Annotated in this window: 26 protein-coding genes; 14 read left to right on the forward strand and 12 right to left on the reverse strand. The window is 71.8% G+C overall.

All coding sequences use genetic code 11. The features are described 5' to 3' along the window. The first annotated feature begins 215 nt into the window (after positions 1-215). The 4 genes from dapB (at position 216) to metK (ending at position 4,149) form a co-directional block, all read left to right on the forward strand. Entirely contained in the window at positions 216-989 is a 774-nt protein-coding gene (dapB, locus tag AC1MIR_RS14715; protein ID WP_480028941.1) for a 4-hydroxy-tetrahydrodipicolinate reductase, read from the forward strand. A gap of 1 nt (position 990) precedes the next feature. Next, complete coding sequence (locus tag AC1MIR_RS14720; RefSeq protein ID WP_480028942.1) at positions 991-1,977, forward strand: hypothetical protein; 987 nt, start codon at positions 991-993, stop codon at positions 1,975-1,977. Between the two features lie 63 nt (positions 1,978-2,040). After that, positions 2,041-2,823 (forward strand): class I SAM-dependent methyltransferase, encoded by a 783-nt coding sequence (locus tag AC1MIR_RS14725; protein WP_480028943.1) that lies wholly within the window; start codon positions 2,041-2,043, stop codon positions 2,821-2,823. A 138-nt stretch (positions 2,824-2,961) separates the two neighbouring features. Next, positions 2,962-4,149, forward strand: a complete 1,188-nt coding sequence (gene metK, locus AC1MIR_RS14730) for a methionine adenosyltransferase (protein ID WP_480028944.1) — start codon at positions 2,962-2,964, stop codon at positions 4,147-4,149. A 43-nt stretch (positions 4,150-4,192) separates the two neighbouring features. Here the strand turns inward: metK and AC1MIR_RS14735 are convergent, their stop codons facing one another. The 4 genes from AC1MIR_RS14735 to AC1MIR_RS14750 all read right to left on the reverse strand — a co-directional run bounded on the left by AC1MIR_RS14735 (position 4,193) and on the right by AC1MIR_RS14750 (position 8,332). After that, the gene (locus AC1MIR_RS14735) at positions 4,193-5,173 is read right to left on the reverse strand and encodes a Bug family tripartite tricarboxylate transporter substrate binding protein (RefSeq protein WP_480028945.1); all 981 of its coding nucleotides are present in this window, start codon (positions 5,171-5,173) and stop codon (positions 4,193-4,195) included. A 114-nt stretch (positions 5,174-5,287) separates the two neighbouring features. Further along, positions 5,288-5,938: a GOLPH3/VPS74 family protein gene (locus tag AC1MIR_RS14740; protein WP_480028946.1), complete on the reverse strand. Its 651-nt coding sequence runs from the start codon at positions 5,936-5,938 to the stop codon at positions 5,288-5,290. A gap of 7 nt (positions 5,939-5,945) precedes the next feature. Next, positions 5,946-7,529, reverse strand: coding sequence for a gamma-glutamyltransferase (locus tag AC1MIR_RS14745; RefSeq protein ID WP_480028947.1), 1,584 nt, complete (start codon positions 7,527-7,529; stop codon positions 5,946-5,948). Positions 7,530-7,597: 68 nt separating this feature from the next. Next, a complete protein-coding gene (locus AC1MIR_RS14750) occupies positions 7,598-8,332 on the reverse strand; it encodes a GntR family transcriptional regulator (protein WP_480028948.1) in 735 nt (244 codons plus the stop codon). Between the two features lie 299 nt (positions 8,333-8,631). On the opposite strand from AC1MIR_RS14750, the gene AC1MIR_RS14755 reads away from it, so the two are divergent. Beyond that, positions 8,632-10,806 carry a malate synthase G gene (locus tag AC1MIR_RS14755; protein ID WP_480028949.1) on the forward strand — a complete coding sequence of 725 codons (2,175 nt, stop codon included), beginning with the start codon at positions 8,632-8,634 and terminating at the stop codon, positions 10,804-10,806. 82 nt (positions 10,807-10,888) lie between these two features. Here AC1MIR_RS14755 and AC1MIR_RS14760 read toward each other — a convergent pair whose 3' ends face one another. Further along, positions 10,889-11,701, reverse strand: coding sequence for an MBL fold metallo-hydrolase (locus AC1MIR_RS14760; RefSeq protein WP_480028950.1), 813 nt, complete (start codon positions 11,699-11,701; stop codon positions 10,889-10,891). Between the two features lie 92 nt (positions 11,702-11,793). Between AC1MIR_RS14760 and AC1MIR_RS14765 the strand changes: the two genes are divergently transcribed. Then, the gene (locus AC1MIR_RS14765; protein ID WP_480028951.1) at positions 11,794-12,699 is read left to right on the forward strand and encodes a LysR substrate-binding domain-containing protein; all 906 of its coding nucleotides are present in this window, start codon (positions 11,794-11,796) and stop codon (positions 12,697-12,699) included. A gap of 113 nt (positions 12,700-12,812) precedes the next feature. On the opposite strand, the gene AC1MIR_RS14770 is transcribed toward AC1MIR_RS14765, so the two are convergent. Further along, positions 12,813-14,042: a PP2C family protein-serine/threonine phosphatase gene (locus AC1MIR_RS14770; RefSeq protein ID WP_480028952.1), complete on the reverse strand. Its 1,230-nt coding sequence runs from the start codon at positions 14,040-14,042 to the stop codon at positions 12,813-12,815. Positions 14,043-14,166: 124 nt separating this feature from the next. Here AC1MIR_RS14770 and AC1MIR_RS14775 point away from each other — a divergent pair, with 124 nt between their 5' ends. Next, on the forward strand, positions 14,167-14,751 hold the full coding sequence (locus AC1MIR_RS14775; RefSeq protein ID WP_480028953.1) for an HD domain-containing protein: 585 nt from the start codon (positions 14,167-14,169) through the stop codon (positions 14,749-14,751). 27 nt (positions 14,752-14,778) lie between these two features. Here AC1MIR_RS14775 and AC1MIR_RS14780 read toward each other — a convergent pair whose 3' ends face one another. The 3 genes from AC1MIR_RS14780 to AC1MIR_RS14790 all read right to left on the reverse strand — a co-directional run bounded on the left by AC1MIR_RS14780 (position 14,779) and on the right by AC1MIR_RS14790 (position 18,296). Continuing rightward, complete coding sequence (locus tag AC1MIR_RS14780) at positions 14,779-15,882, reverse strand: patatin-like phospholipase family protein (protein ID WP_480028954.1); 1,104 nt, start codon at positions 15,880-15,882, stop codon at positions 14,779-14,781. Positions 15,883-16,009: 127 nt separating this feature from the next. After that, complete coding sequence (locus AC1MIR_RS14785; RefSeq protein ID WP_480028955.1) at positions 16,010-16,804, reverse strand: 3-hydroxybutyrate dehydrogenase; 795 nt, start codon at positions 16,802-16,804, stop codon at positions 16,010-16,012. Positions 16,805-16,871: 67 nt separating this feature from the next. Further along, the gene (locus AC1MIR_RS14790; protein WP_480028956.1) at positions 16,872-18,296 is read right to left on the reverse strand and encodes a dihydrolipoyl dehydrogenase family protein; all 1,425 of its coding nucleotides are present in this window, start codon (positions 18,294-18,296) and stop codon (positions 16,872-16,874) included. Positions 18,297-18,554: 258 nt separating this feature from the next. Here AC1MIR_RS14790 and rpmH point away from each other — a divergent pair, with 258 nt between their 5' ends. The 7 genes from rpmH to argB all read left to right on the forward strand — a co-directional run bounded on the left by rpmH (position 18,555) and on the right by argB (position 23,757). Beyond that, positions 18,555-18,689 carry a 50S ribosomal protein L34 gene (gene rpmH / locus AC1MIR_RS14795; protein ID WP_109870839.1) on the forward strand — a complete coding sequence of 45 codons (135 nt, stop codon included), beginning with the start codon at positions 18,555-18,557 and terminating at the stop codon, positions 18,687-18,689. Positions 18,690-18,711: 22 nt separating this feature from the next. Beyond that, on the forward strand, positions 18,712-19,074 hold the full coding sequence (gene rnpA, locus AC1MIR_RS14800; RefSeq protein ID WP_480028957.1) for a ribonuclease P protein component: 363 nt from the start codon (positions 18,712-18,714) through the stop codon (positions 19,072-19,074). Then, a complete protein-coding gene (gene yidD, locus AC1MIR_RS14805; protein WP_480028958.1) occupies positions 19,071-19,364 on the forward strand; it encodes a membrane protein insertion efficiency factor YidD in 294 nt (97 codons plus the stop codon). Before rnpA ends, yidD begins: the two co-directional genes overlap by 4 nt. Next, positions 19,364-21,187, forward strand: a complete 1,824-nt coding sequence (gene yidC, locus AC1MIR_RS14810) for a membrane protein insertase YidC (protein ID WP_480029550.1) — start codon at positions 19,364-19,366, stop codon at positions 21,185-21,187. Before yidD ends, yidC begins: the two co-directional genes overlap by 1 nt. Before the next feature lie 97 nt (positions 21,188-21,284). Continuing rightward, entirely contained in the window at positions 21,285-21,956 is a 672-nt protein-coding gene (gene yihA / locus AC1MIR_RS14815) for a ribosome biogenesis GTP-binding protein YihA/YsxC (RefSeq protein WP_480028959.1), read from the forward strand. Between the two features lie 4 nt (positions 21,957-21,960). Beyond that, positions 21,961-22,803: a DUF72 domain-containing protein gene (locus AC1MIR_RS14820; protein WP_480028960.1), complete on the forward strand. Its 843-nt coding sequence runs from the start codon at positions 21,961-21,963 to the stop codon at positions 22,801-22,803. A 69-nt stretch (positions 22,804-22,872) separates the two neighbouring features. Next, positions 22,873-23,757 carry an acetylglutamate kinase gene (gene argB, locus AC1MIR_RS14825; protein WP_480028961.1) on the forward strand — a complete coding sequence of 295 codons (885 nt, stop codon included), beginning with the start codon at positions 22,873-22,875 and terminating at the stop codon, positions 23,755-23,757. Here the strand turns inward: argB and AC1MIR_RS14830 are convergent. The 3 genes from AC1MIR_RS14830 to AC1MIR_RS14840 are packed head-to-tail and all read right to left on the reverse strand — an operon-like array spanning position 23,747 to position 26,227. Further along, positions 23,747-24,139, reverse strand: a complete 393-nt coding sequence (locus AC1MIR_RS14830) for a DUF3293 domain-containing protein (RefSeq protein ID WP_480028962.1) — start codon at positions 24,137-24,139, stop codon at positions 23,747-23,749. The genes argB and AC1MIR_RS14830 overlap by 11 nt on opposite strands. After that, positions 24,139-25,320 (reverse strand): class I SAM-dependent rRNA methyltransferase, encoded by a 1,182-nt coding sequence (locus tag AC1MIR_RS14835; protein ID WP_480028963.1) that lies wholly within the window; start codon positions 25,318-25,320, stop codon positions 24,139-24,141. The genes AC1MIR_RS14830 and AC1MIR_RS14835 overlap by 1 nt, the downstream gene beginning before the upstream one ends. Positions 25,321-25,339: 19 nt before the next feature. Then, positions 25,340-26,227 carry a DMT family transporter gene (locus AC1MIR_RS14840; protein ID WP_480028964.1) on the reverse strand — a complete coding sequence of 296 codons (888 nt, stop codon included), beginning with the start codon at positions 26,225-26,227 and terminating at the stop codon, positions 25,340-25,342. Between the last annotated feature and the right edge of the window lie 33 nt (positions 26,228-26,260).

A 26,260-nucleotide genomic window follows, 5' to 3' on the forward strand; every position in this document is an offset into this window, starting at 1 on the left:
GGCATCTCGAACCAGCGCGCCAGGATGCGCGGCGAGGCCAGCGGGGTCGCCAGCGAGACGCCGACGCTCCCCCCCCCCCCCCCCCAGCGCGGCCCCCCCCCCCCCCCCCCCCCCCGCGACGCGCGCCGCCAACATCCGAAGCGTGTCGGGGGTGCCGCGCTTGACCCCTTTGCGTCCAAGGGCGAATCAGCAACCTCGTTTTCGGAGGGTGCGGCATGCGCATCGGGATCGCCGGCATCGCCGGACGCATGGGACGCCTGCTGGCGGAGGAAGTGACGGCGGCGGGCGCGACGCTTGCGGGCGGTACGGTTCGCCCCGGTTCGTCCAAGGCGCCGCCGGCCGGCGCCGCGCTGCTGCCGGATGCCGCGGCGTTGTTCGCTGCCGCCGACATCGTGATCGACTTCACCCATGCGGAGGAAGCCGTGCCGCATGCCACGCGCGCCGCCGCGGCGGGCAAGGGCTTCGTGCTCGGCTCCTCCGGCCTCAACGCCGCGCAGGAGCGCGCGGTGGCCGAGGCCGCGCAGCGCGTGCCGATCGTCTATGCCGCGAATTTCTCGCCCGGCGTGAATCTTGTGCTGGCGCTGGCCGAGCGCATGGCCGCCGCCCTGCCCGCCGCGCAATACGACGCCGAGATCGTCGAGATGCATCACCGCCAGAAGGTGGACGCGCCCTCCGGCACCGCCATCGCCATGGGCCGTGCCGTGGCCAGCGGCCGCGGCACGACGCTGGAGGCGGCCGGCAAGGAAAGCGGGCGCGACGGTCACACCGGCCCGCGCGCCACCGGCGCGATCGGCTTCGCCGCGCTGCGCGGCGGCCAGGTGGTGGGCGAGCACACGCTGCTTTTCGCGGGCGCGACGGAGCACATCGCGCTGACCCATCGCAGCTTCGACCGCCGCGCCTATGCCACCGGCGCGGTGCGCGCGGCGCTGTGGCTGCAGGGCAGGCCGCCTGGACTCTATGGCATGCGGGACGTGCTTGGCCTCGGCTGAGATGACGCTCCCGACGATCTACGCCTCCGACACGCTGCGGGTGCTGGCGAATGTCGCCGATCCCGGGCGCCTCGACGCCGAGGGCTATGAACTCGTCACCTTCGAGCCGCTGTGGCGCAACCGGCAGAACCGGCCCTTCGGGGATCGCTTCGCGGCGAAATACCGCCTGAACGCCCTGCACATCGTGCCGGTGGACAACAGCTGGTACCAGTATCCGGACATGGAGGACTGCCTCGCCGCGGTGGCACGCCTCACCGGGCCGAATGTCGCGGCGATGGGCGCCAGCATGGGCGCCTATGGCGCGGTGACGCTGTCCGACCGGTTCGGTGCCAGGCGCAGCATCGCCTTCGCGCCGCAGTTCAGCATCCGTCGCGACCTCGTTCCCTTCGAGACCCGCTGGGCGCCGGAGGCGGCACGCATCGCCTTTCGCGCCTGGGACGGCCGGGTGGCCCGCGGCTGCCGGCACTACATCGTTTACGAGCCCGGCACGCGGGATGCCGAGCATGCGCGGCTGATCATGGCGCAGGGCGCCGATGTCGTACCGGTGGAGGTGCCGGCCGGCGGGCACACCGTCTCCCGCGTGCTGGTGGAAGCGGGCGCGCTCTCGCGCATCGTGCTGCGGGTGGTGGCCGGCACGCCGACGGCCGAGGACCTGCTGGGCGAGATCGCGCCCAGGCTGGAACGCAGCCCGGAATGGCACATGAACCGCGCCGCGGCCGGCCCGCCGGAGGAGCGGGAGGCGCATCTGCGGGCCGGGCTGGCGATCAACCGCAAGCATCTCTGGCTGAACTACGCGCTCGGCGCCTTCCTGGCGGCGGAGCGCCGCTACGCGGAAGCGCTGCCGCACCTGGCCTTCGTCGCCATCCGCCGGCCGGCGATCCCGAAGGTCGCGCGGCTCTACCTCGCGGTCTGCGCGAAGACCGGCACCGCGCCGCATCCCAGCGTTTCTGCGGCGACGGGCTCGGGCGCCCCGGCGCCGTCTGCTTGACGGCCCCAGGCCCCGTCTCTAGACCCGCCGAAGCCCGAAACAACCGATCGAGACGGAGCGCTGATGCCCGAGGATGCCACGCCTCGCCCGGCCCGCGTGGCCGAGGCGCCCGACCCGGAAAAGACGGCCATGGCCGAGGCGATCTTCCAGCATCTCTTCGGCGGCTTCGGCGATGCCTGCGACATCCGCAAGATGGCGCGGCTGGTCTCGGGCTATGAAAGCGCCCGCTACTACACGGAGCACATGGACGGCGCGACGCTGCTGAACAACACGCGCCAGTTCTACAAGTGGTCGCTGCAGCAGCGGCGCATCCGCGGCCTGGCGCTGGAATTCGGCGTCGCCTCAGGCCGGACCCTCACCACCATCGCCCAGGCCAGCCCGGACCAGACCGTCTACGGCTTCGACAGCTTCAAGGGCCTGCCGGAAGCCTGGAAGTTCGGTCGCGGCGAAGGCGCCTTCGCGCGCAGCGCCCCGCCGCCCGTGCCGGCGAATGCCGAGCTCGTCATCGGCTGGTTCAGCGAGACCCTGCCCGGCTTCGTCGCCGAGCACCGCGAGCCGGTCTCCTACCTGCATGTGGATTGCGACCTCTATTCCTCCACGATGGACATCCTGCGCCATCTCGGGCCGCATATCGCGCCAGGGACGATCGTCGCCTTCAACGAGTATTTCAACTATCCCGGCTGGCGGAACCACGAGCACAAGGCGTGGCTCGAATGGGTGCGCGCCGCCGGCGCCACCTATCGCTACATCGGCTGCCAGGCGCAGCACCAGCAGGTGGCGGTGGTGGTCGAATCCAACCCGACCTTCGCCTTCGCCGACAAGCTGCAGCCCTACGCGCCGGGCTGAACGCCACCGCGGCGGGCGTCGCCCGGCCGCCTTGACCCTGCCTCACTCCGCTGCGATACGCCCCCGTCCCGGATCCGCCGGGTCTTCCGCGGCCGGGGTCTGCCGGCCTTTCCACGCGACAAGAGGCCGAACCAAGCCATGCGCGATACCGGCGAGTATCTGTTCACCTCGGAGAGCGTCTCCGAGGGCCACCCGGACAAGGTGGCCGACCGCATCTCCGACACCGTCCTCGACGCCTTCCTCACCGCCGACCCCTATTCGCGCGTGGCCTGCGAGACGCTGGTGACCACCAACCGCGTGGTCCTCGCCGGCGAGGTGCGCGGCCCGGGCAGCGTCACCGCCGACCTGCTGCAGCACCTGGCGCGCATGGCGATCCATGACATCGGCTACGAGCAGGAAGGCTTCCACTGGCAGAACGCCAGCGTCGAGTGCCACCTGCATGCGCAGTCCGCGCATATCGCGCAGGGCGTGGACGCCGCCGGCAACAAGGACGAGGGCGCCGGCGACCAGGGCATCATGTTCGGCTATGCCTGCCGCGAGACGCCGGACCTGATGCCGGCGCCGCTCTACTACGCCCACACCATCCTGCGCCGCATCAGCGAGCTGCGCCGCAACAACGACAAGATGGTCCAGGGCCTGCTGCCCGACGCGAAGAGCCAGGTCACGCTGCGCTACGTGGACGGCAAGCCGGTCGGCGCCACCTCCGTCGTCGTCTCCACCCAGCATGTCGAGGGGCTGGAGCAGGCCGAGATCAAGCGCATGCTCTGGCCGCTGGTGGAAAGCACGCTGCCCAAGGGCTGGATGTGCCCCGCCGACGAGTTCTACGTGAACCCCACGGGCAAGTTCGTGATCGGCGGCCCGGACGGCGATTGCGGCCTGACCGGGCGCAAGATCATCGTGGACACCTATGGCGGCGCGGCCCCGCATGGCGGCGGCGCGTTCAGCGGCAAGGACCCGACGAAGGTGGACCGCTCCGCCGCCTATGCCGCGCGCTACGTGGCGAAGAACGTCGTCGCCGCGGGGCTGGCGGACAAGTGCACCATCCAGGTCAGCTACGCGATCGGCGTCTCCAAGCCGCTCTCGGTCTATTTCGACCTGCACGGCACCGGCAAGGACGTGGACGAGGCGAAGCTGGCCAAGGTGATCGACGGCCTGGTGAACCTCTCGCCCCGCGGCATCCGCGAGCACCTGCACCTGAACCGCCCGATCTACGTGCCGACCAGCGCCTACGGCCATTTCGGCCGCACGCCGGACGCCGAGAAGGGCACCTTCACCTGGGAGAAGACCGACCTGGTGGACGAGCTCCGGCGCGCCTTCGGGCGTTGAAGAACCCTCCCTCCCCCGCATTGCGGGGGAGGGAGCACGGGCGTCAGCCGACGACGATGTTGAATTGCCGCGCCACGGCGGTCCATTGCGTGATCTCCTGGCGCATCAGCGCCACGAAATCCGGGCCCGCCGGATAGGCCGGGCTGCGCGGCAGCGTCTGCAGGTCGGTCAGCCGCGCCATGATGTCCGGGCGCGCGATGATCGTCGTCATCAGCGCCGTCAGCCGCTCCGCGATCGGCGCCGGCAGGTTCTTCGGCGCCGACAGGCCGAGCCACTGCGCCGAGGTCAGGTTCGGGAAGCCGAGCTCGGCGAAGGTCGGCACGTTCGGGAAGGCCGGCAGGCGCTGCGGCGTGGAGACGGCGAGCGCACGCAGCGAGCCGTCCTGCATCTGGCGCACATTGGTGGTGATCGGGTCGATCATCGACTCGATGTTGTTCGCCAGCAGGTCCTGCATCGCCGGCGCGCTGCCGGCATAGGGCACGTGGTCGAGGTTGGACGCGCGCGCCTCGGTGGAGAGCAGCGCGCCGAGCAGATGCGGCGCCGAGCCGATGCCGGAGGAGCCGTAGCGCACCGGCCGCGTCTTCGCCGCCTCGACATACTGGCCGAGCGTCTGGAAGGGCGAGTTGCCGCGCACCAGGATGACGTTCGGCGCCTCCACCAGATGCACCATGTGGGTGAAGTCGGTGATCGGGTCGAAGGGCAGCGTCGGGCGCGTCGCGGTGGCGAAGACATGCACCGAGGCATGGCTCATCAGCAGGGTGGTCCCGTCCGGCGCCGCCTTGGCGGCGATGTCGGTGCCGATCACCCCGCCGGCGCCGGCGCGGTTCTCCACCACCACGCTGACGCCGAGCGCCTGCGCCATGTGCGGCGCGATCAGCCGCGAGACGGTGTCCACCAGCCCGCCAGGCGGGAACTGGGCGATCAGCCGGATGGTGCGGCTGGGCCAGGCGGCCTGGGCATGGGCCAGCGACGGCGCGGCGAGGGCGCCGGCGGCGAGGCCGAAGAGGTGGCGGCGATTCAGCATGGGTGCACTCCCGAAGGTCATGCGGACCCTGCGCTGCACATTTCCCGGGCATGACAATCGGGTCACGGGCAGGCCGAAGGCCGCAACCGCCGTGTGAGCAAACCCCGTGCCGCGTCAGCCGGAGGGGCTGCGCGCCGACCGCACCTCCGCCACCGCGGCGCCGAGCGAACGGTTCAGGCTCTCGATCCGGGTGACCAGGTCCAGCCAATCCTGGATGCGCAGCAGTTCCTCGGGCGAGAACAGCAGCGGCAACAGCCCGGCCGCGCGGACGAGGCCGAGCAGCAGCGCGTCGCGCGGCTCGGGGATCTCCTCGGCCAGCAGCAGGCGACGCAGCCTCGCGCGGGCATGCTCGGCCGCCTCGCGGCCCGCGGCCTTGGGATAGCGCCGGTCGGGGAAGACCCAGAGGACCCGCCCTTCCTGCCGCCGCAGCACGCCGGCCTCGACGAGCCGGGCGAGCAGCGCCTCCCGCGCGTCCGCGGCGCCGCGCGCCAGCAGGATCAAGGCGCCGCGCGCATCGCCGGGCGCCCCCGGCATGTCGAGCTCGGCCAGCACGCGATCCGCCACCGGGTCCCAGGTGGGCGTGTTGTCCGCCACCCAGATCCGGTCGCGGTCGGTGTCCACGCGCCCGGCCAGCGCAAGGTCCATCAGCAGCGCGCCGGCCAGCGCGAGGTCGGGCGCCATGCCGCTGCGCCCGACCGGCCGGCCGGTGTCGTCGTCCAGCGAGAGCAGGACGATCTCCTCGGCGAGGGAGGGCGCGCCGCGCATCGCCGCCCTACTGCGCGAGCGCCGCGGACCAGGGCGACATCGCGTCGCTGACGCCGGTGCGCAGCCCGTCCGGCCCGATGGCGATCAGGTTCGGGCAGGCATAGTTCACCGGCAGCACCGCATGCTCGACCGCGCCGACCGGTCCGGCCGCGCCGGAGAGCGCGGCGAGCGTCCCGGCGGGCAGGCGCGGATCGGCGGTGACGCCCTCCGGCCCCGAGACGTCGATGCGCGGCTGATGCGCCGCCGCCTCCGGGTCCATGCCGAAGCCCGCGACGAAGGACAGCATCTGGAAGACCGCGGCCAGGATGCGCCGCCCGCCGGACGCGCCGAGCGCGATCGCCGGCCGCCCCTCGGCATCGGTGGCGATCACCGGCGACATGTTCGTCAGCGGCCGCTTGCCCGGCGCCATGGAATTCGGCGTGCCGGGACGCGGGTCGAACCACATCACGCCGTTGTTCATCAGCACGCCCGAGCGCGGCAGCACCACGCGGCTGCCCATGGAGGAGAGCAGCGTGGTGGTCATGGAGACCATCATCCCGTCCGCATCGCAGACGGTCAGATGCGTGGTGCAGCTGTCCGCCCCCTTGGGCTCGGCATCGCCGAGGCCGGCGAGGCGCTCGGCATAGGCGGCCTGCATGGCGCGCGCGAAGGCCAGGTGCCAGGCGGCCGAGGGCGCGGCGCCGGACCAGTCGGCCTCCTCCATCAGCGCCATCACGCGGCGGAAGGTCGGCGCCGCCGTCAGGCCGTTGGAGAGATGCAGCGTGCGGCCGCGCCAGGGCACCGAGACGGCCGGCAGGAAGCGGGCGCGGCAGCCGGCGAGGTCCTGGGCGGCGAGCAGCGCGCCGGCCTCCCGGCAATCGGCCAGGATCGCCTGCGCGACCTCGCCTTCGTAGAAGTCGCGGAAGCCGCCGCGGGCGAGTTGCTCCAGCGTGTCGGCCAGGGCGCCGAGGCGGAAGAAGCCGGGCGCACCCTGGTAGGGCGGCACGGGCGGCAGGCCGTTCGGCAGGTAGATGCGCGCCGACTCCGGGTAGAGCCGCAGCACCGCCGCCGCGTTGGCGACCTTGAGCGTCGTGAACCAGTCCTGCGCCAGCCCGCGCCGCGCCAGCGCGATGGCCGGCGCCAGCACATCCGCCGCCGGCAGGCGGCCATGCCGCGCATGCAGCGCCGCATAGCCGGCCACCGCCGAGGGAATGACGAAGGACAGCGGGCCGTGGATGTTGCGGTCGCCTTCGACCTCGGGCCAGGTGAACAGGTCGGCCTTCACGCGCCCGGTGAGCGGGAAGGTGGCGGGATCGAGCCCGGACGGCGCGACGGGACCGAAATCGAGCGTCTCCGCCGGCTGGCCCGGCGCAGCAAGCTGCGCGAAGCCGATACCGCCGAGCCCGGAGTTCCAGGGCTCCATCGCCGCCAGGGCGAAGGCCGTGGCGACCGCGGCATCCGCCGCGTTGCCGCCGGCCTCGAGCACGGCGATGCCGGCGAGCGCGGCGTCGCGCGACTGGCTGACCACCATGCCGGCGCGGCCACGCGCGGCCGGCTTCGCGACCGTCCAGTGCTGGGTGACGTGGGGGGGCGGATCGTAGCGGAGCGGCATGCAGGCTTCCCTTTCGGCGTGCGAGGATCGGTCCCGCCCGGCCGCCCGGCAAGCCGCCCGGGCCGGGCTCAGCGCCGCTGGCGCCGCCTTGCCTCGATCGCGGCCTCGAAATCGAAGGATTCGTGCCAGGCGATATGGCCCTCGAGGGCGGAGACCGCCCCCGGGGCGTCACCGGCCGACAGGCGGTCGAGCATGCTGTGATGCTCCGTGATGATCATGCGGGACTCGCGCACCCCCTGCCCGAGACCCCAGACCACGCAGAGCTGCCGCGCCAGCCCGAGCCAGAGCGCATGCAGCGCGGCATTGCCCGAAAGGCGGCAGAGCTCGCCATGGAAGGCGACATCGGCGGCAACCACGGCAGCCGGATCGGCCACCGCCAGGGCCCGCTCATGCATCTCCGCCGCGCGGCGGGCGCCGAGCAGGCCGGTCTCGCCGAGGCCCGCGGCCACGATCTCGCGCAGCGCCAGCGACTCGAGCGCGACGCGCACGCGGGAGAGTTCCGCGACGCCGCGGCTGGTGACCTGCATCAGGCGCATCCCCTTGTAGGGGGTGCTGACCACGATGCCCTGGCTTTCCAGCAGGCGCAGCGCCTCCCGCACCGGCACGCGGCTGATGCCGAGGTCGCGCGCGATCTCGGCCTCCACCAGGCGATCGCCGGGCAGGAAGGCGCCGCGCGCCGCGGCGGCGACCACGGCTTCGGCGGCCTGTTCGACCATGGTGCGCGGCTGCACCGGGGCCATGCGACGGAACGATCCGTCATCGGCCGGCAGCGCGTGGCGCGCGGTGAGGGTCAGGGGGCTCACGATCGCGGGGCTTCCCGATAATGTGATTAGTCTACTTTCTATCTCTCCGTTCATAAAGTCCAGCCAGTCGATGCGGCCGGTTGATGCTTGGCCTGCTGGCACCGGCCAGCCACTGCCGTTGCGTCGTCTTCGAGAAATGCTCGCAAAGGTTGCGGCAACCTGACATTCCCGACAGGGCAGGCGCGCCGGGCCGTTTGTCCGCCCGGCCCCCTTGCCTCGGCCGGCGAATGCCCGCAAACCGCCGCCGCCCCGCCGACGCCGCTTTCCTGGCCGGCGGGCTGCGACGGAGTGCAAGAGACGTGTCAGGAACGGTCCGTATCGGCGGCCTTGGCGTGGCGGTCGCGCTGCGCGACTTCATCGACAACGAGGCGCTGCCCGGCACGGGCGTGGAACCGGGGCGCTTCTGGAGCTCGTTCGAAGCCATCCTGCGCGACTGGGCTCCACGCAATGCCGAGCTTCTCGCCAAGCGGGACGCCCTGCAGGCGAAGATCGATGCCTGGCACCGCGCCAACCCCGCGCGCCCGGTGGACCTCGGCGCCTACAAGGCGTTCCTGGGCGGGATCGGCTACCTGCAGCCCGAGCCCGGCGATTTCAGCATCGGCACCACCGACGTTGACCCCGAGATCGCGCAGCTTGCCGGGCCGCAGCTGGTGGTGCCCGTCTCCAACGCGCGCTACGCGCTGAACGCCGCCAATGCGCGCTGGGGCAGCCTGTACGACGCGCTCTATGGCACCGATGCGATCCCGGACGACGACGGCGCGCCGCGAGGCAAGGGCTACAACCCCGTGCGCGGCGCCAAGGTGATCGCCTTCGCGCGCCGGCTGCTGGATCGCGCCGCGCCACTGGCCGGCGGCGTCTCGCATGCGGAGACGGCCGGCTACGCCATCGAGGGCGGGGCGCTGACCGCGACGCTGAAGGATGGCCGCAAGGTCGGCCTCGCGCGGCCTGGACAATGCGTCGGCTATCAGGGCGACGCCTGGGCGCCGACCGCTATCCTGCTGGTGAACCACGGGCTGCATCTGGAGATCCGCGTGGATCGCACCAGCCCGATCGGCAGGGACGACCCGGCCGGGATCTCGGATGTCGTGCTGGAATCGGCGCTGACCACGATCCAGGATTGCGAGGATTCCGTCGCCGCGGTGGACGCCGCCGACAAGATCGCGGTCTATCGCAACTGGCTCGGCCTGATGAAGGGCGACCTGACCGCGGACTTCGAGAAGGGGGGGAAGACCCTCACGCGCCGCCTCAACCCCGACCGCAGCTACAGGACGCCGGGCGGCGGCGCCGTGACGGTTCCGGGCCGGTCGGTCATGCTGGTGCGCAATGTCGGCCACCACATGATGACCGATGCCGTCACGCTCGATGGTGCGAAGGGACCCGAACCGACGCCGGAGACCGTTCTGGACGCAATGGCGACCGTCGTCATCGCGCTGCACGACATCCGCGGCAAGCGCCTGAACTCCCGCGCCGGCAGCGTCTACATCGTGAAGCCCAAGATGCACGGGCCTGAGGAGGTGGCGGCCGCCGACGCGCTCTTCGCGCGGGTGGAGGATGCGCTCGGCCTCAAGCGCGCCACGCTCAAGATGGGCATCATGGACGAGGAGCGGCGCACCACGGTGAACCTCAAGGCCTGCATCAAGGCCGCGAAGGACCGCGTGGTGTTCATCAACACCGGCTTCCTCGACCGCACCGGCGACGAGATCCACACCGCCATGGAAGCCGGCGCGATGGTGCGCAAGAACGACATGAAGGGCCTGCCCTGGATCAAGGCCTATGAGGACTGGAACGTGGATGTCGGGCTCGCCTGCGGCCTGCGCGGCCGCGCGCAGATCGGCAAGGGCATGTGGGCGATGCCCGACATGATGGCGGCGATGCTGGAGCAGAAGGTCGCCCATCCGAAGGCCGGCGCGAGCACCGCCTGGGTCCCCTCCCCCACCGCCGCCACGCTGCATGCGCTGCACTACCACGAGGTGGACGTCGCCGCCCGCCAGGCGGAGATCGCCGCCGGCGGACGCCGCGCGAAGCTCGACGACATCCTCACCATCCCGCTGGCCAGGGACACCAACTGGGCGCCGGCGGATGTGCAGGCCGAGCTCGACAACAACGCGCAGGGCATCCTGGGCTATGTGGTGCGCTGGGTGGACCAGGGCGTGGGCTGCTCCAAGGTGCCGGACATCAACGATGTCGGCCTCATGGAGGATCGCGCGACGCTGCGCATCAGCAGCCAGCACATCGCCAACTGGCTGCGCCACGGCATCGTCACGCGCGAGCAGGTGATGGCGACGATGAAGCGCATGGCCGCCGTGGTGGACCGGCAGAATGCCGGCGACCCGGCCTATCGCCCGATGGCGCCGGGCTTCGACGGCGTTGCCTTCAGGGCCGCCTGCGACCTGGTGTTCGAGGGCACCGCGCAACCGAACGGCTACACCGAGTTCGTGCTGACCCGTCGCCGGCGCGAGGCCAAGGCCGCCTGACGCTGCGTGCCGCCGCCTTGCGGCGCCGCGCTCACAGAAGGTCGAGATCGCCGGGCGCGAGCCAGTCCCCCGGAGATCCGACCTACGCTTCGCTGACCTTCGCGATGTAGCGCGCGGCCGACGCGGCGACGACCTGCTTGCCATTCGTGTCGATCTGCCCGCGCCCCGAGAAGGAGCCATAGACCGCGTCATACGCGAAGGGCTCCAGGATCGCCGCCATGCGCCGCACCGTGCCGGCCGAAAGCGGGATCAGGTTCGGGTAGGACCACATGAAGCTGACATGGCGGCTCGGCACCACCTGGAGGATGTCGCCTGACAGCAGCACGCCGCGCCCGCCGTCCCAATCCGCCCAGTGCAGGACGGTGCCGCCCGCGAAGTGGCCGCCGAGGCGGATCAGGGTCAGGCCGGGTGCCAGTTCCTTCGTGTCGCCGTCCCAGAAATGCACGGCGGGATCGGGCCGCATCACCCAGTCGCGGTCTGCCGCGTGAAGGTGGATCGGCACGCCGCCGAGCGCGCGGCTCCATTCCACCATCGAGGTATAGTAGTGCGGGTGGGAGATCGCGATCGCCGCGACGCCGCCGAACGCCTTCAGGATGTCGATCGTGGCGTCGTCCACCAGGGCCAGGCATTCCCACAGCACGTTGCCCGCCGGCGTCTGGGCGAGGAGGGCGCGCTGCTTGATCCCGAAGCCGGGCGTCGTCTCGATCGTCATGATGCCCGGGGCGAGGCGGCGGAACATGTTGCTGTGGCTGCCGCGCAGCCGCTCCAGCGTCGTCCAGGCCTGGCCGGAGGCGGGGACGTATTGCCGCTCGTCCTCGCAGACCGGGCAGGAGGCGGGCGGAGCGTCCGATGGCGTGAACTGCGCGCCGCAGGTGACGCAGAGGAAGGCGGGCATGGCGTGATGCTCCGGATGCAACGACCCGCAGGGTAGCGGCGCTGCGACAAAGAAAAAAATACATACTCGGCGGAATAGAATAATCTGCCGTTATGAAACTGGAAGCCCGCCTGCGCGCCTTCGCCGCCTTCGCCCGACAGCGCTCCTTCTCCGGCGCGGCGGCGGAGCTGCGCATCAGCCAGCCCGCCGTGTCGAAGCACGTCGCCGATCTCGAGGCGGCGCTCGGCCTGGTGCTGGTGGACCGCGCGCGCCGGGACGGCGCGTTGACCCAGGCCGGCGAGTTCGTCGCGAACTACGTGCTGCGCGCCGAGGCGCTGCTGGCGCAGGCCGGGCTCGGCATCGCGCAGTTCCGCCAGGATGGGCCGGGGCCCGTCGCGCTGGTCGCGTCCTCCGTCACCGGCACCTACGTTCTGCCGGGGCTGCTCGCGGAGTTCCAGCACGCGCATCCCGCGATCGCCGTCTCGCTCCAGCTCGGCACGGCCGCCCAGGCGGTGGATCTGCTGCGCTCGCACCGCGCCGAACTCGGCTTCGTGGCCGGCGCCGCGGGCGCGCCGGAAATCGAGGCGGAGCCGCTGCTGGAATACGAGGTCGTCATCGTCGGCGCGCCGCCGCTGCTGCCGCGGCGCGCGACGCGCAAGGCCATCGAACGCCGCACCTGGATCTCGCGGGAGGCGGGCTCGGCGACGCGGCTTTCCGCCGATGCGGCGCTCGCGCAGCTCGGCATCGTGCCGCGCCGGGCGCTCGAGATGCCGTCGAACGAGGCGATCGTGCATGCCGCGCTGAAGGGCTACGGCATCGCTGCGATCGCGCACCATGTGGTGGCGGATGCGCTGAAGGCCGGAACGCTCGCCGTGATCGCGCTGCCGGGCTGGAACGTCACGAACCGCCTTTCGGTGCTGCGCGTGCGTGACGCGAGGCTGACGCCTTCGGCAGAGCGGCTGCTGGCCTTCGTGCGCCGCCGGCTGGCCGAGATGGCATCGTCGCGCGAGACAAGGTGATGGCTACAATGACGCGCATGGCCGTCCCGGTGGACCGACAGGATGCCGGCGATCCGCTCTGGATGCCGATGGCGCCGGGCTTCGACGGCGTCACGTCCAAGGCCGCCTGAGCCTCAGCCCGCCGCCGGACCGCGCCAGGTCAGGGCGAGCAGCGTGACGTCGTCGGCCTGCCCCGCCGCACCGCCGAAGCGCAGGACCTCCTCCGCGACGTGGCGCACCAGCGCCTCCGGCGCGCCGCCCGGCGGCGCCGCGGCGGCGGCGAGCAGGCGGTCATTGCCGAAGGCCTCCCCCGCCGGGTCCATCGCCTCGGTCACGCCATCGGAGTAGAGCAGCAGCGTCGCGCCCGGCTCGAGCAGAATGCGTCCCTCCGCGGCGCGGGCGCCCTCCACCATGCCGAGCGCCGGCGCCGGCCGCAGCGGCTGCAACGACGCGGCGCCGTCCGTGCTGCGCAGCAGCGGCGGGCAATGGCCAAAGTTGAAACACGCCAAGGCCCCGCTTCGCAGGTCGAGCACGCCGACGAAGAGCGTCACGAACATGGCGGCGTCGTTCCCGGCGGCGAGTGCCTCGTTCAGCTCCGCCAGCGTCTCGCACAGCGGCCGGCGCCCCGCCGCGGCGCCGCGCAGCAGGGCGAGGGTGCGCACCATCACCAGCGCGGCCGCGACCCCCTTGCCGGAGACGTCGCCGATGGCGACCAGCAGGTGGTCGGGATCGAGAAGGAAGGCGTCGTAGAGGTCGCCGCCGACCTCGGTCGCGGGCTCGATGAAGGCGGCGACCGCGAAGCGGTCCTCGGCGGGGAACCACGGGCTGGCCCGCCGCAGCATCCCCATCTGGATCTCGCGGGCGAAGGTGAGCTCGCGCGCCAGGGCCTCGTGCCGCAGCCGCTCATGCAGGGCCGCCGCCGCCGCCGCGCTGTTGCTGCGCAGGATGCGGCTCAGTGCGCGCATCACGGTCCGCGTCGCCCCCGGCGCATCGGCGATCTCCGCCCAGAAGACCGGCCCGGGCACCGTCAGCAGCCGGCTCGGCGCCGCCGCGATCACGAAGGCGGAGGCAGGCTGGCCGTCGATCACCGAGACCTCGCCGAACATGCTGCCGGGGGCGAGTTCGACGGGGCGGGACGTCTCGACCAGGTCGAGATGCACGTGCAGCCTGCCGGAGAGCAGGAAATGCAGCGCGTCGTTGCTGTCGCCGCGGCGCAGGATGACCTCGCCGGCGGAGACCTCGGCCAGGCGGGCCTGCGCCAGGACGCGTCCCAGCAGCGGCGCCGGCAACTCGCCGAGCAGGGTCAGCCCCGCGCACTCCGCCGCGGCCAGCCGCCCGGCGGCCGGCTCGGTCCTTTGCTCCATGGGTGCAGCATGGGTGGAGGGGGGCACGGTGTCGAGCGCCCGGCTGACAGGGGCCTCGCGGGCGGATAGGTAGGGCCTTGCCCGCCGCCGGCCCGATCCCGCGCGCGGCGGAAAGGGGGGCGGGTTGGACGCCGGTATCCTGGCCGAGTTGCAGCGGCGCTATGCGGAGCCGCACCGCGCCTTCCATCGCTGGCCGCGCGTGGCGGAGCTCCTGGCCGAGGCCGAGGACGTGGCGGCGGCGATCGCCGACCGCAGCGCCTTCATCCTGGCCGTGCTGTTCCACAAGGCGGTGTTCGACCGGCGGGAGGCCGACAGCGCCCGGCGCAGCGTGGCGCTGATGCGCGAGATGGCGGGCGGAAGCGCGCCCGACTGGACGCTGGCGCGGGCGGAGCGGCTGATCCTCGCGCTCGATGCGCAGAAGATCCCGGCGACGAAGGATGTCTCGCTGCGCGGCGACGCGGCGCTGCTGCTCGACATGGACAACATGGTGCTGGGCGCGCCGGCCGCGGCGTTCGACGCCTATGAGGCGGGCTACCGCGAGGAATTCGCGCATCTGCGCGAGGACAACTACCGGCTCGGCCGCGTGGCGGCGCTGCAGATGCTGCTGTGGCGGGAGCGGATCTTCATCACCGACCGCTACTACCTGCCCTTCGAGAAGCGCGCGCGGCGCAACGTGGAGCGGCTGCTGACGAAGCTGGAGGGGCGATAGGGCGGCGCCGCTTGTGGCGACCGGGCTCTACAGGAACCGCGCGCGGATATCCACGCTGCTCTCGCGGCCGAGCTTGTCGAAATGCTCGGCGAGCCATTTCGCCGCCGCGTCGCGCCCATAGCCCTTGAGCGTCTGCAGGAAGCTCCACTCGCCGTTCAGCTTGGTCGAGAGCTTGAACTCGCGCATGCGCTCCTCGTCCTCGATCACGTGCAGGAACAGGCGGCGGTAGCGGGGCTGCTCCAGCCTTCCGGCATCCAGCAGCCGCTGCACGAAGTCGATCGCGCGCATCTCCGCCATCAGCGAGGCGTTGAAGCTGATCTCGTTCAGCCGGTTGTTGATGTCGGTCGGATGCGTCGGCAATTCGTCGCGCACGGTGGGATTGAGCTGCACCAGCACCAGGTCCGGCGCGCCGCCTTGCTCATAGAGCGGCCAGAGCGCCGGGTTGCCGAGATAGCCGCCATCCCAGTAGGGCTCGCCGTCGATCTCCACCGCCTTGAAGAATTGCGGCAGGCAGGCGGAGGCCATGATGACGTCCACCGTCACCTCCTCCCGCGTGAAGACGCGCGGCTTGCCGGTGCGCACGCTGGTGGCGGAGATGAAGAGCTTCGGCCCCTTCCCCGTCCGCAGCACTTCCGGGTCCACCGCCTGCTCCAGCACCGGCCGCAGCGGGTTCCAGTCATAGGGCGTGGGATTGATCTGGTAGGGCGAGAGCACGCGGGTCAGCGTCTCGAAGGTCTGGTAGGCGAAGGACCAGGTCAGGTCATGCCCCCAGATCGCCTTCTCGAGCGGCGTGTTCTGCAGCGGCGAGACGGCCATGCGCGACGCGGCATCGTGCCAGAGGCGGTCGAGCGCGGCGCGCGCACCCTCCCGCCCGCCCTCGCAGAGGCCCTGGACGAAGACGGCGGCATTCACCGCGCCGGCGGAGGTGCCGGAGACCGCGTCGAATTCCAGCCGGTCATCCTCCAGCAGCCGCTCCAGCACGCCCCAGGTGAAGGCGCCATGCGTGCCGCCGCCCTGCAGCGCGAGGTTGAGCCGCTTGAGGGTTGGCGGCTTCGCCACGGCGGGACGGGAGAGCGGTGCGCCGCCGGCGCGCGTGTCGGCGGCTTCGCGCAGGAATTCGTCCTCGATCAAGCGCAAGCCTCCGCCAGGCCTGCGAAGCAGGCCCGCGCGGCGACTAACCGGCGAGCCGGGAGCAACATGTCTGAGGCGCGCAAGCCACGCGGCCGGAGGCCGCGCCCGGCGATTGAGGGCGAAAGAATCACTGCGCGATCCAGCCGCCATCCACGGACAGCGCCGTGCCGTTGATGGAGCCGCTGTTCGGCCCGGCGAGATAGGCGGCGGCCTCGGCGATCTCCTCGACCTCCACCCACTTCTTCGTGGGCTGGCGTTCCAGCAGGTAGTCGGTCAGCGCGGCCTGCTCGCTGACGCCGTGCTTCTCGGCCAGCGGCTTCACCTGCGCCTCGGCCAGCGGGGTGCGGACGAAGCCGGGGCAGATCGCGTTGCAAGTGACGCCGGTGCGCGCGACCTCCAGCGCGACCGACTTGGTCAGGCCCATCACGCCGTGCTTGGCGGCGACATAGGCGGTCTTGAACGGGCTCGCGACCAGGCCGTGCGCCGAGGAGACGTTGATGATGCGCCCCCAGCCCTTCGCCTTCATCGCCGGCAGCGCCGCCTTGATGGCGTGGAAGTTGGAAACCAGGTTGATCGCGATCACCCGCTCCCACTGCTCGTCCGGGAAGTCCTCGACCGGCGAGACATGCTGGATGCCGGCATTGTTCACGAGGATGTCGCAGGCGCCGAGCGTCGCCACGCAGGAGGCGATCATCGCGCGGATCTCGGCCGGCTTCGACATGTCGGCGGGCGAGTAGGGCGCCTGCTCCATGCCCATCGCGGCGCCGAGCTCGGCCCGGACCCGGGCGATCTCCTCGGGCTTGCCGAAGCCGTTGAGCATCACCTTGGCGCCGTCCGCGGCATAGCGGCGGGCGATGGCGAGCCCGATGCCGGAGGTGGATCCGGTGATGACGGCGATGTGCCCGTCCAGCGGCCTGGCCATGTGCGAGCCTTCCTCGTGTGAATTCTTCTTCCGCGCTGCAGCAAACGCGCCAGTGCCGGAGGGTTGCTCAGGGCAGGCGCCAGAGCAAGCCGACCAGACGTTTCGAGAAGGTTGAAAGAAATTTGGGCGCGTAGAAGTCGCCCGCGGCCCGCTTCGCCGCCTCGGCCAGCGTCGGATAGGGCAGCACCAGGCCGGCGAGCGCGGAAAGCGGCAGCTTCCGGCCGATCATCAGGCCGAACATCCCGGCCATCTCCCCCGCATGCGGCCCGAGCACGCCGGCGCCGAGAAGACGGCCCCCGGGCGTGACCACCAGCTTCACCAGCCCGTCCTCGATCCCCTCGGCCACGGCGCGGTCGGTCTCGGGCAGCGGGAAGCGGTAGGGCAGCGCCTCCAGGCCGGCTTCCAGCGCCTCGGCCTCGGTCATGCCGACCTGGGCGAGCTCGGGGTCGGTGTAGGTCACCCGCGGCAGGGCGGCGTAGTCCACTTTCGCCGGCAGGCGGAACAGCATGCGCCGCGCCAGGATGCCCGCGTGCTGGGAGGCCACATGGGTGAAGGCGCGCGGGCCGATGCCGGCCGGGTCGGCAATGTCCCCCACCGCCCAGACCCGGCGGTTGGAGACCGAGCGCAGCCCGGCATCGGTGGCGATGCCGCGCGGCGTCGCGGTGACGTTGCCGGCCGGAAGGTCGAGGCCCGCGAGCCGCGGCGCGCGCCCGACGGCCAGCAGCAGGTGGCTGGCGGCGATGCGCGTGCCATCCGCCAGCACCGCGGCCAGGCCGGACCGCTCGGGCTCCACCCGGGCGAGCTTCGCCCCCTCCAGCAGGGTCACGCCCTCCCGCGCCAGCACGCGGCGCAAGCCCTCGGCCAGCTCGGGGTCGTCGCGGCCGGCGATCCGGCCCGCCTCGACCACGGTGACGCGGCAGCCGAGCCGGGCATGCGCCTGGGCCATCTCCAGCCCGATCGGGCCGCCGCCGAGGATCAGCAGGTGGTCCGGCTTCTCCTCCAGGTCGAAGATCGTCTCGTTGGTCAGCCAGGGCACCGGGCCGAGGCCCGGGATGTCCGGCACCACCGCGCTCGACCCGGCGGCGATGACGCAGCGGCGGAAGGTGATCCGCCGCCCGCCGGCCTCGACCTCGTCCGGCGCGGTGAAATGGGCGGAGGCGCGGATCACCTCCACGCCCATCCCGCGGAAGCGGGCTTCCGAGTCGGTCGGCGCGATCCGGGCGATGGCGCCGCGGACATGGGCGCGGACACCGGCCCAGTCGATCTCCGGCGCGCCGACGCGCACCCCGAAGCGGCCGGCATGGCGGACGGCGGCGGCGGCATGGGCGGCGGCGAGCAGCGCCTTGGAGGGCACGCAGCCCCAGTTCAGGCAGTCCCCGCCCATCTCGGCGCGCTCGACCAGCGCCACCCGCAGCCCGAAAGCGGCCGAAAGCGCCGCGGTCGAGAGGCCGGCGGCGCCGGCGCCGATCACCACCAGGTCGAAATCGGGCATGCTGCTGTCCTCGCGGCTGGCAGGCTTAGACCAGCTGGTGCGCCCGGCCCAGGCCGACGCCGCCCGACGAGGTCGGTTGACGGGGGGCGGCCGCGCTCCCTATACGTCCGGGCCTTCGCCGGGGCATGCGCGGGGTCACCCCGTGCCTGCCGCCGGCGGATCCGTTTGCAGGAAGATCAGCCGGGTTGCCGGCCGCCCTGGCCCAGGCCGCTTTGGCCCCGGTCTGGCGGCTTCGCCCGGACCCGCGGGAGTCGTGTCGTGAAGCGTACCTACCAGCCTTCGAAGCTCGTCCGGAAGCGCCGGCATGGCTTCCGCACCCGCAGCGAGACGGTGGGCGGCCGCAAGGTGCTGGCCAATCGTCGCGCCAAGGGGCGCAAGCGTCTCTCCGCCTGACCGGCCGGGTGCGGGGCGTGCCATGCCGGCGCGACCGCCGCGCCTGAAGCAGCGTCGCGAGTTCCGCCGGGTGGCCGAGAAGGGTCAGCGGGCGGCGCGGCCGGGGCTCGTGCTGCAGGCGCTCCCGGTGCCCGGGCAGGTGCTCCGGGTGGGCTTCACCACGACGAAGAAGATCGGCAACGCCGTGCAGCGCAACCGTGCGCGGCGGCGGCTGCGCGAGGCCGCGCGGCTGCTGCTCGGCGATGGCCGGTCCGAGGGGTTCGACCTGGTGCTGATCGGCCGCGACGCCACCGCCACGCGGGATTTCAACGCGCTGCTCGGCGACCTGCGTGGCGCCCTGCGCCAGGCGGGCGTCGCGACCGCGCCTGCGGGCCGCGTGCCATGAGCCCGCAGCAGCACCTCCTGCGCGGGGCGATCCGCACCTACCAGCTCACCCTGCGGCCGATCATCGGCTGCAACTGCCGCTTCTATCCGCATTGCAGCGAATACGGGCTGGAGGCGGTGGCGACGCATGGCGCGCTCAAGGGCGCATGGCTCGCCGGCCGGCGCATCCTGCGCTGCAACCCGTGGCATCCGGGCGGCTACGACCCGGTTCCGATCCCGTCTCCCGCCGGCCGGTTGGCCGGACCCTCCACCGGCCTGCCAGCCGGGACGAAAGGTTCTCCCCTTCCGTGATGGACCAGAAGCGCCTTTTCGCCGCGATCGCCATCTCGATCGCCATCCTTCTGCTGTTCGACCTCTGGAACCGTCCCGCGCGGGAAGCCGAGCAGGCGCGGCTCGAGCAGCAGCGGACCGCGCAGCAGGCGAGCCAGCCGGCGCCGGCCGCGACCGCCCCCGTGCCCGCGGCGCCCGGCGCGGCGCCCGCCGCCAGCGCGGAGCCGGCCACCGCCACCGCCGCCGTCACGCAGGGACGCGCGCCCGAACAGCGCGTGACGCTCGAGAATGCGGCACGGATGCGCGGCACCGTGAACCTGCGCGGCGCGCGCTTCGACGACCTGGTGCTGAAGGGCTACCACGAGACCGTGGACCGGACCTCGCCGCTGGTGCGGCTGCTGGCGCCGCGCGGCGACGCGCATCCCTATTTCTCGCAATGGGGCTGGACCGCGGCGGATGGCCGCACTGCGGTGCCGGACCAGGAGACGGACTGGCGCGTGGAGGGCGGGACGCTGGCCCCCGGCAACCCGATCACGCTGCGCTGGGACAACGACACCGGCCAGGAATTCCGCATCCGTCTCGAGGTGGACGAGGACTACATGGTCACTGCCACCCAGTCGGTGGTGAACCGTGGCGCCGAGGCGGTGCAGCTCTTGCCCTGGACGCGCGTGCGGCGGGAGCGCACGCCGCAGACCGCCGGCTTCTTCATCCTGCATGAGGGCTTCACCGGCGTGCTGGACGGCGTCCTGCACGAATGGACCTACAAGGACGCGCGCGAGGAGGCGCAGCGCCGCAACGGCGCCGCCTTCGAGCAGGAGAGCACCGGCGGCTGGGCCGGCTTCTCGGACAAATACTGGCTGACGGCGCTGACGCCGGCCGACCAGTCCACTCGCATCCGCACCGCCTATCGGCATGTGTCGGAACTCGGGCAGGACCGCTGGCAGGTGGACATGGCCCCGCCGGCCGCGCTGACCGTCGCGGCCGGCGCGGAGGCGAGCTTCGCCACCCGGCTCTTTGCCGGCGCGAAGGAGGTCAACCTCCTCGACGCCTATGAGCAGCGCTACGGGATCGTCGATTTCTGGAAGGCGATCGATTTCGGCTGGTTCTGGTTCCTGACCAAGCCGTTCTTCCACGTCCTGCACTTCCTGGGCGTGCTGTTCGGCAATTTCGGCGTGGCCATCCTGGCCTTCACCTTCTGCCTCAAGCTGCTGTTCTTCCCGCTGCAGAACAAGGCCTACAAGTCCATGGCGCGGATGAAGGTGCTCGCGCCGAAGATGACCGAGATCCGCGAGCGGTACAAGGACGACCCGGCCAAGGCGCAGGCCGAGATGATGGCGCTCTACCGGTCGGAGAAGGTGAACCCGGCCTCCGGCTGCCTGCCGATCCTGATCCAGATCCCGGTGTTCTTCTCGCTCTACAAGGTGCTGTTCGTCACCATCGAGATGCGGCACGCGCCCTTCTTCGGCTGGATCCGCGACCTGTCGGCGCCCGACCCGACGAACCTGTTCAACCTGTTCGGCCTGCTGCCCTTCGACCCGATGCAATGGTCGGCGCTGTTCCACATGCCTGTCTGGGCGATCCTGATGGGCATCACGATGTTCCTGCAGTTCAAGCTGAACCCGACGCCACCCGACCCCATCCAGGCCAAGATCTTCGCCTGGATGCCGCTGATCTTCACCTTCATGCTGGCCAGCTTCCCGGCGGGCCTGGTGATCTACTGGACGTGGAACAACCTGCTTTCCATCGCCCAGCAATGGTACATCCTGCGGCTCGACCAGCAGCGCCAGGTCAAGGCGGGGACGGCCATCCCGCCGCCGCCGAAGCCGGCGAAGGCGAAGAAGTGAGAACCATGCGTGCGGATCGTGTCCGATCCGCCCTCAATCGCCGGCGCGCGCCTCGGCCCGCTGGGCGGGCCGCAGGTCCCGCTCAGTGGGATCTGGCATGACCGCGGGCGGGCTTCTCGAAGCCCGGGACGACGCGGAGCGCGAGGCGCTGATCGAGGCCGGGCGGAAACTCTTCGCCCGGCCTTGCCGCTTCTTCTACGCCGCGCAGAGCATCGACCAGCTTCCGCCCGCCACCGACGTCCCGGAAGTGGCGCTGTGCGGGCGCTCCAACGTGGGCAAGTCGTCGCTGATGAACGCGCTGACCGGCCAGAAGGCGCTGGCGCGTGTCAGCCACACGCCCGGCCGCACGCGCCAGCTCAACTTCTTCGACCTGGCCGAGGGCGCGCTCACCCTGGTGGACATGCCGGGCTACGGCTATGCGCAGGCGTCGAAGGCGGTCAAGGCGGACTGGCAGGGGCTGATGTTCGACTTCCTGCGCGGCCGCCCTTCCCTTCGCCGTGTGCTGCTGCTGATGGACTGCCGGGTGGAGACGAAGCCCGCCGACCGCGCCGCGATGCAGCTGCTGGGGGAGGCGGCGGTCGCCTACCAGTTCGTGCTGACCAAGGCGGATTCGGTGAAGCCGGCGCAGCGCGCCAGGCGCATCGAGGAGGTGCAGGCGCTGGCCCGCAAGCAGACCGCCGCGCATCCGCTGGTGCTGGTCACCAGCAGCGAGACCGGCGAGGGCATCCCCGAGCTGCGCGCCGAGATCGCCGCGCTGGCGGCCGGATAGCGCGATGGCGAAGCGCGCCGGCCGCATCCGCGTGGGCATCGCCGGCTGGGTCTTCCCGCCCTGGCGCGGCAGCTTCTACCCGAAGGGCCTGAAGCAGAAGGACGAGCTCGGCTTCGCCGCCCGCGCCTTCACGACGCTGGAGGTCAACGGCACCTTCTATTCCATGCAACGGCCGGAGACCTTCGCGGCCTGGGACGCGGAGACGCCCCAAGACTTCGTCTTCACGCTGAAGGGCCCGCGCTACATCACGCACATGAAGCGGCTGAAGGAATGCGGTCCGGCGCTGGCGAATTTCCTGGCCAGCGGCGTGTTGCGCCTCGGGCCGAAGCTGGGGCCGATCCTCTGGCAGCTGCCGCCCAACATGGCGTTCGAGGCGGAGCGGCTGGAGGCATTCCTGGCGCTGCTGCCGCATGACCGCGCGGCAGCGGCGAAGCTGGCGGCGCAACATGAGCCGCGGATGCAGGGGCGCGCCTGGCTCGATCCGGGCGCCAAGGAGGGGCCGGTGCGCCATGCGCTGGAAGCCCGCCACGAAAGCTTCACGGATCCCGCCTGCGTCGCGCTCTGCCGCAGGCATGGCGTGGCGCTGGCGATCACCGACGGCATCCCGGACTGGCCGCAGTTCCGGGAGCTGACGGCCGATTTCGCCTATCTGCGCCTGCACCTCTCGGACACGCAGGAAGCGGGCTACGACGCGGCCGCCATCGCGGCCTGGGCGAGGCAGGCGCAGGGCTGGGCCAAGGCCGGGAAGGACGTGTTCGTCCTGTTCGATGCGGCGGGGGACGAGACGGTGAAGATCCACACGCCCGCCAATGCGGCGGCGATGCTGAAGGCGCTGGGCGAGGGATAGGGCCGGCGCTCCCTTGACCCCCGGGCCACTGCCTCCTATCCGCGCGGCGATCCAGGGGACGCCCACGACATGACCGACGACGCGCTCGACCAGATGGCGATCCTCGCCGGCGCGCTGCCCTTCCTCAAGCGCTACGACGACCAGATCGTCGTGGTGAAATACGGCGGCCACGCCATGGGCGAGGAGGAGACGGCGCTGCGCTTCGGCCGCGACATCGCGCTGCTGGAGCAGGTGGGCGTGAACCCGGTGGTCGTGCATGGCGGCGGGCCGCAGATCAACGCCATGCTCAAGCGGCTCAACGTGAAGTCCACCTTCGTGCAGGGGCTTCGCGTGACGGACGCCGAGATGCTGGACGTGGTCGAGATGGTTCTCGCCGGTCCGGTCAACAAGCAGGTGGCCGAGGCGATCACGCGGGCGGGCGCGATGGCCGTCGGCATCTCCGGCAAGGATGGCGGGCTGATCCGCGCGCGCAAGCTGATGCGGACGGTGCGCGACCCCGGCAGCAACATCGAGCAGGTGCTCGACCTCGGCTTCGTCGGCGAGCCGGAGGAGGTGAACCCGCGCGTGCTGGAGTTGCTGATCGGCGCGGACATCGTGCCGGTGGTCTCGCCGGTGGGCGTCGGCGCGGACGGGCAAACCTACAACATCAACGCCGACACGGTCGCGGGCGCCATCGCCGGGAAGCTGCGCGCGGAACGCCTCCTGATGCTGACCGATGTGCGCGGCGTGCTGGACCGCGAGGGCAAGCTGATCGCCGAGATGACCGTGGCGGAAGTGCGGCAGGGCATCGCGGATGGCTGGATCTCGGGGGGCATGATCCCGAAGGTCGAGACCTGCATCTATGCCGTGGAGCGCGGCGTGAAGGGCGCGGTGATCCTGGACGGGCGCGTGCCGCATGCGGTGCTGCTGGAGCTGTTCACCGATGGCGGGGCGGGGACGCTGATCAAGCCCTAGCCGCTTCGTCCCGGCGCAGCATCACCAGCCGCGCCGGGCGACCCGGGGCGATCGCCACGATCGCGTTCTGCCGGAAGCGGCGCGCCAGCCGCGCGCTGCGGCGCGGATCGCCGGCGACCAGCACGTGCCGCTCCCACCAGCTGCCGGCGCGGCCGATCCCCTCGGCCAGCACCCTGCCCCGTGCGGCCTGGCGCAGGCGCGCCAGCATGCGGTCGTTCCAGCCTTGCGGCATCCTGCGGCTGAACGGGTTCCAGGCGGTGACGAAGGCCGCGGCGCGCGCGCCCTTCCGCCGCAGCAGCGCATCCATCGCCCGGCTGCGCGCGCCGATGCGCATGACGATGCCGCCCGCCTCGTAGTCGCTGCGCAGATAGGCCGCGCGCATCAGTCCAGCGCGAGAAGCTGGCCCTTGAGATAGGCGCTCTCGGGCAGCGCGGGATGCACGGGATGGTCCGGCCCGGCGCCGACGCTGGCCAGGATGCGGGCGCGGCGATGCGCGCGATGCACGCCCCAGGCCACCGCCTCCGCGAAGTCGGCGGGGCCGACATGGTGGCTGCAGGAGGCGATGAAGAGGATGCCGCCGGGCGCGGTGACCGTCGCGGCAAGACGCGCCAGCTTGGCGTAGCCGCGCAGCGCGGCCGGGATGTCCTTGCGCGTCTTGGCGAAGGCGGGTGGGTCGGCGACGACCACCTCGAAGCGGCGGCCGCTGGCCGCCATGCGCTCCAGATGCTCAAGCGCCTCGGCCTTCAAGGGCGTGACGCGGTCGGCGAAGCCGGCGCGGGCGGCGGCCTGCATCGCCAGGTCCAGCGCATGCTCGCTGCGGTCGAGCAGCGTGACGTCCTTCGCGCCGGCCTGCGCGGCGGCCAGCCCGAAGCCGCCGAGATGGCAGAAGGCGTCCAGCACCGTGCAGCCCTTGGCCAGCCGCGCCACCATCAGCCGGTTGGGGCGCTGGTCGAAGAACCAGCCGGTCTTCTGGCCGCCGAGCAGGTCCACGGGAAAGGCAAGGCCCGCTTCCTCGACGGTCGTGGTGCCGTCCGCGCCGTGCAGCAGCGCGACGTCTTCCTCCAGCCCCTCCAGCTTGCGCACGCCGGAATCGTTGCGGGCCACGACGACGCGCGGATCGAGCAGGTCGCGCAACGCAGCAAGAATGTCGGGCAGCGCGCGGTCCATGCCCGCGGTGTTGGCCTGCACCGCCAGCGCGTCGCCGTAGCGGTCCACCACCAGGCCGGGCAGGCCGTCCGCCTCGGCATGGACGAGGCGGTAGAAGGGCGCGTCGAACAGGCGCTGGCGCAGCGCCAGGCAGGCGGCGAGCTTCGCGCGGAACCAGCCGGCATCGCAGGGCGCGGCCGGGTCAGCGTCGAGGAAGCGCGCCGCGATCAGGCTGTGCGGGTTGAAGTGCCAGGCGCCGTGCTTCACGCCGTCATCGCCTTCCAGGCGCACGACGGTGCCGGGCGGGATCTCGCGCAGGCCGGCGCGCGCAGAAATCTCGTTCGAGAAGGCCCAGGGATGGCCCGCCTTCACGCGGCGGTCGGCGCCGGGGTTGAGGCGCAGCAGCGGTCTGTCCATGCGCCGGGTTATGCGGCGATCACCCGCGTATGGCCAGCACCACGCCGGAGATGGTGAGCGACAGCGCGATCAGCTCCCGCGCGCCCAGCGGCTCGCCCAGGAAGACCGCCGCGGTCGCGACGCCGACCACCGGCGTCAGCAGCGTCCCCGCCGCGGCGGCGGAAGCCGGCAGGCGCTTGAGCGCGGCGAACCAGGCGAGGTAGCAGAGGCCGAGCGGACCGATGCCGCCATAGAGCAGCAGCAGCCAGGACCGGGCGGAGAGATCCGCGAAGGCGACCTGCTCGAACAGCACCGCGCAGACCAGCAGCGGCGCGCAGCCGATGCCGGTCTGCCAGGCCACCTGCGTCGCGGGCGGCAGCGCCACGGGCCAGCGCTTGGTGATGACGGTGCCGAGCGAGAACAGCACCGCGGCGGACAGCGCGAAGCCCGCGCCCGGCAGTCTTTGCAGCCCCGCCTCGATGCCGTTGCCGAGCACCAGCACGGCAAGCCCGGTGAACCCGATCGCCAGAGCCACCATGCGGCGTGCGGTGATCGCCTCGCCCAGCACCAGCCAGGCGAAGATCGAGGCCCAGACCGGCATGGTATAGCAGACGATCGTCGCCTCGCCGGCCGCGAGCCAGAGCAGCGAGAACGTCGCCAGCCCCATCCAGGCGGTGACGTTGAGCAGCGAGGCGAGGATCAGGCGGGGGATGAGCGCGCGCGGGACGGCCAGCGATTCGCCGCGCCACACCGCGATCAAGGCGAGCAGCGCGACACCGGCCACCGCGGTGATGGCGCGGATGGAGAAGGGCGGCACCTCCGCCAGCAGCAGCTTCATCGCCGGCCAGTTCACGCCCCAGCCGATGACGGTGGTGAGAAGCAGGAGCAGGCCGGTGGTGTCGGGGGATTGCCTGCGCTCAGGTCGCATCAACGCCTCGCCCCCCTCACCCAACCCTCTCCC

This window comes from Falsiroseomonas sp. RANM36 (genome assembly GCF_056682175.1).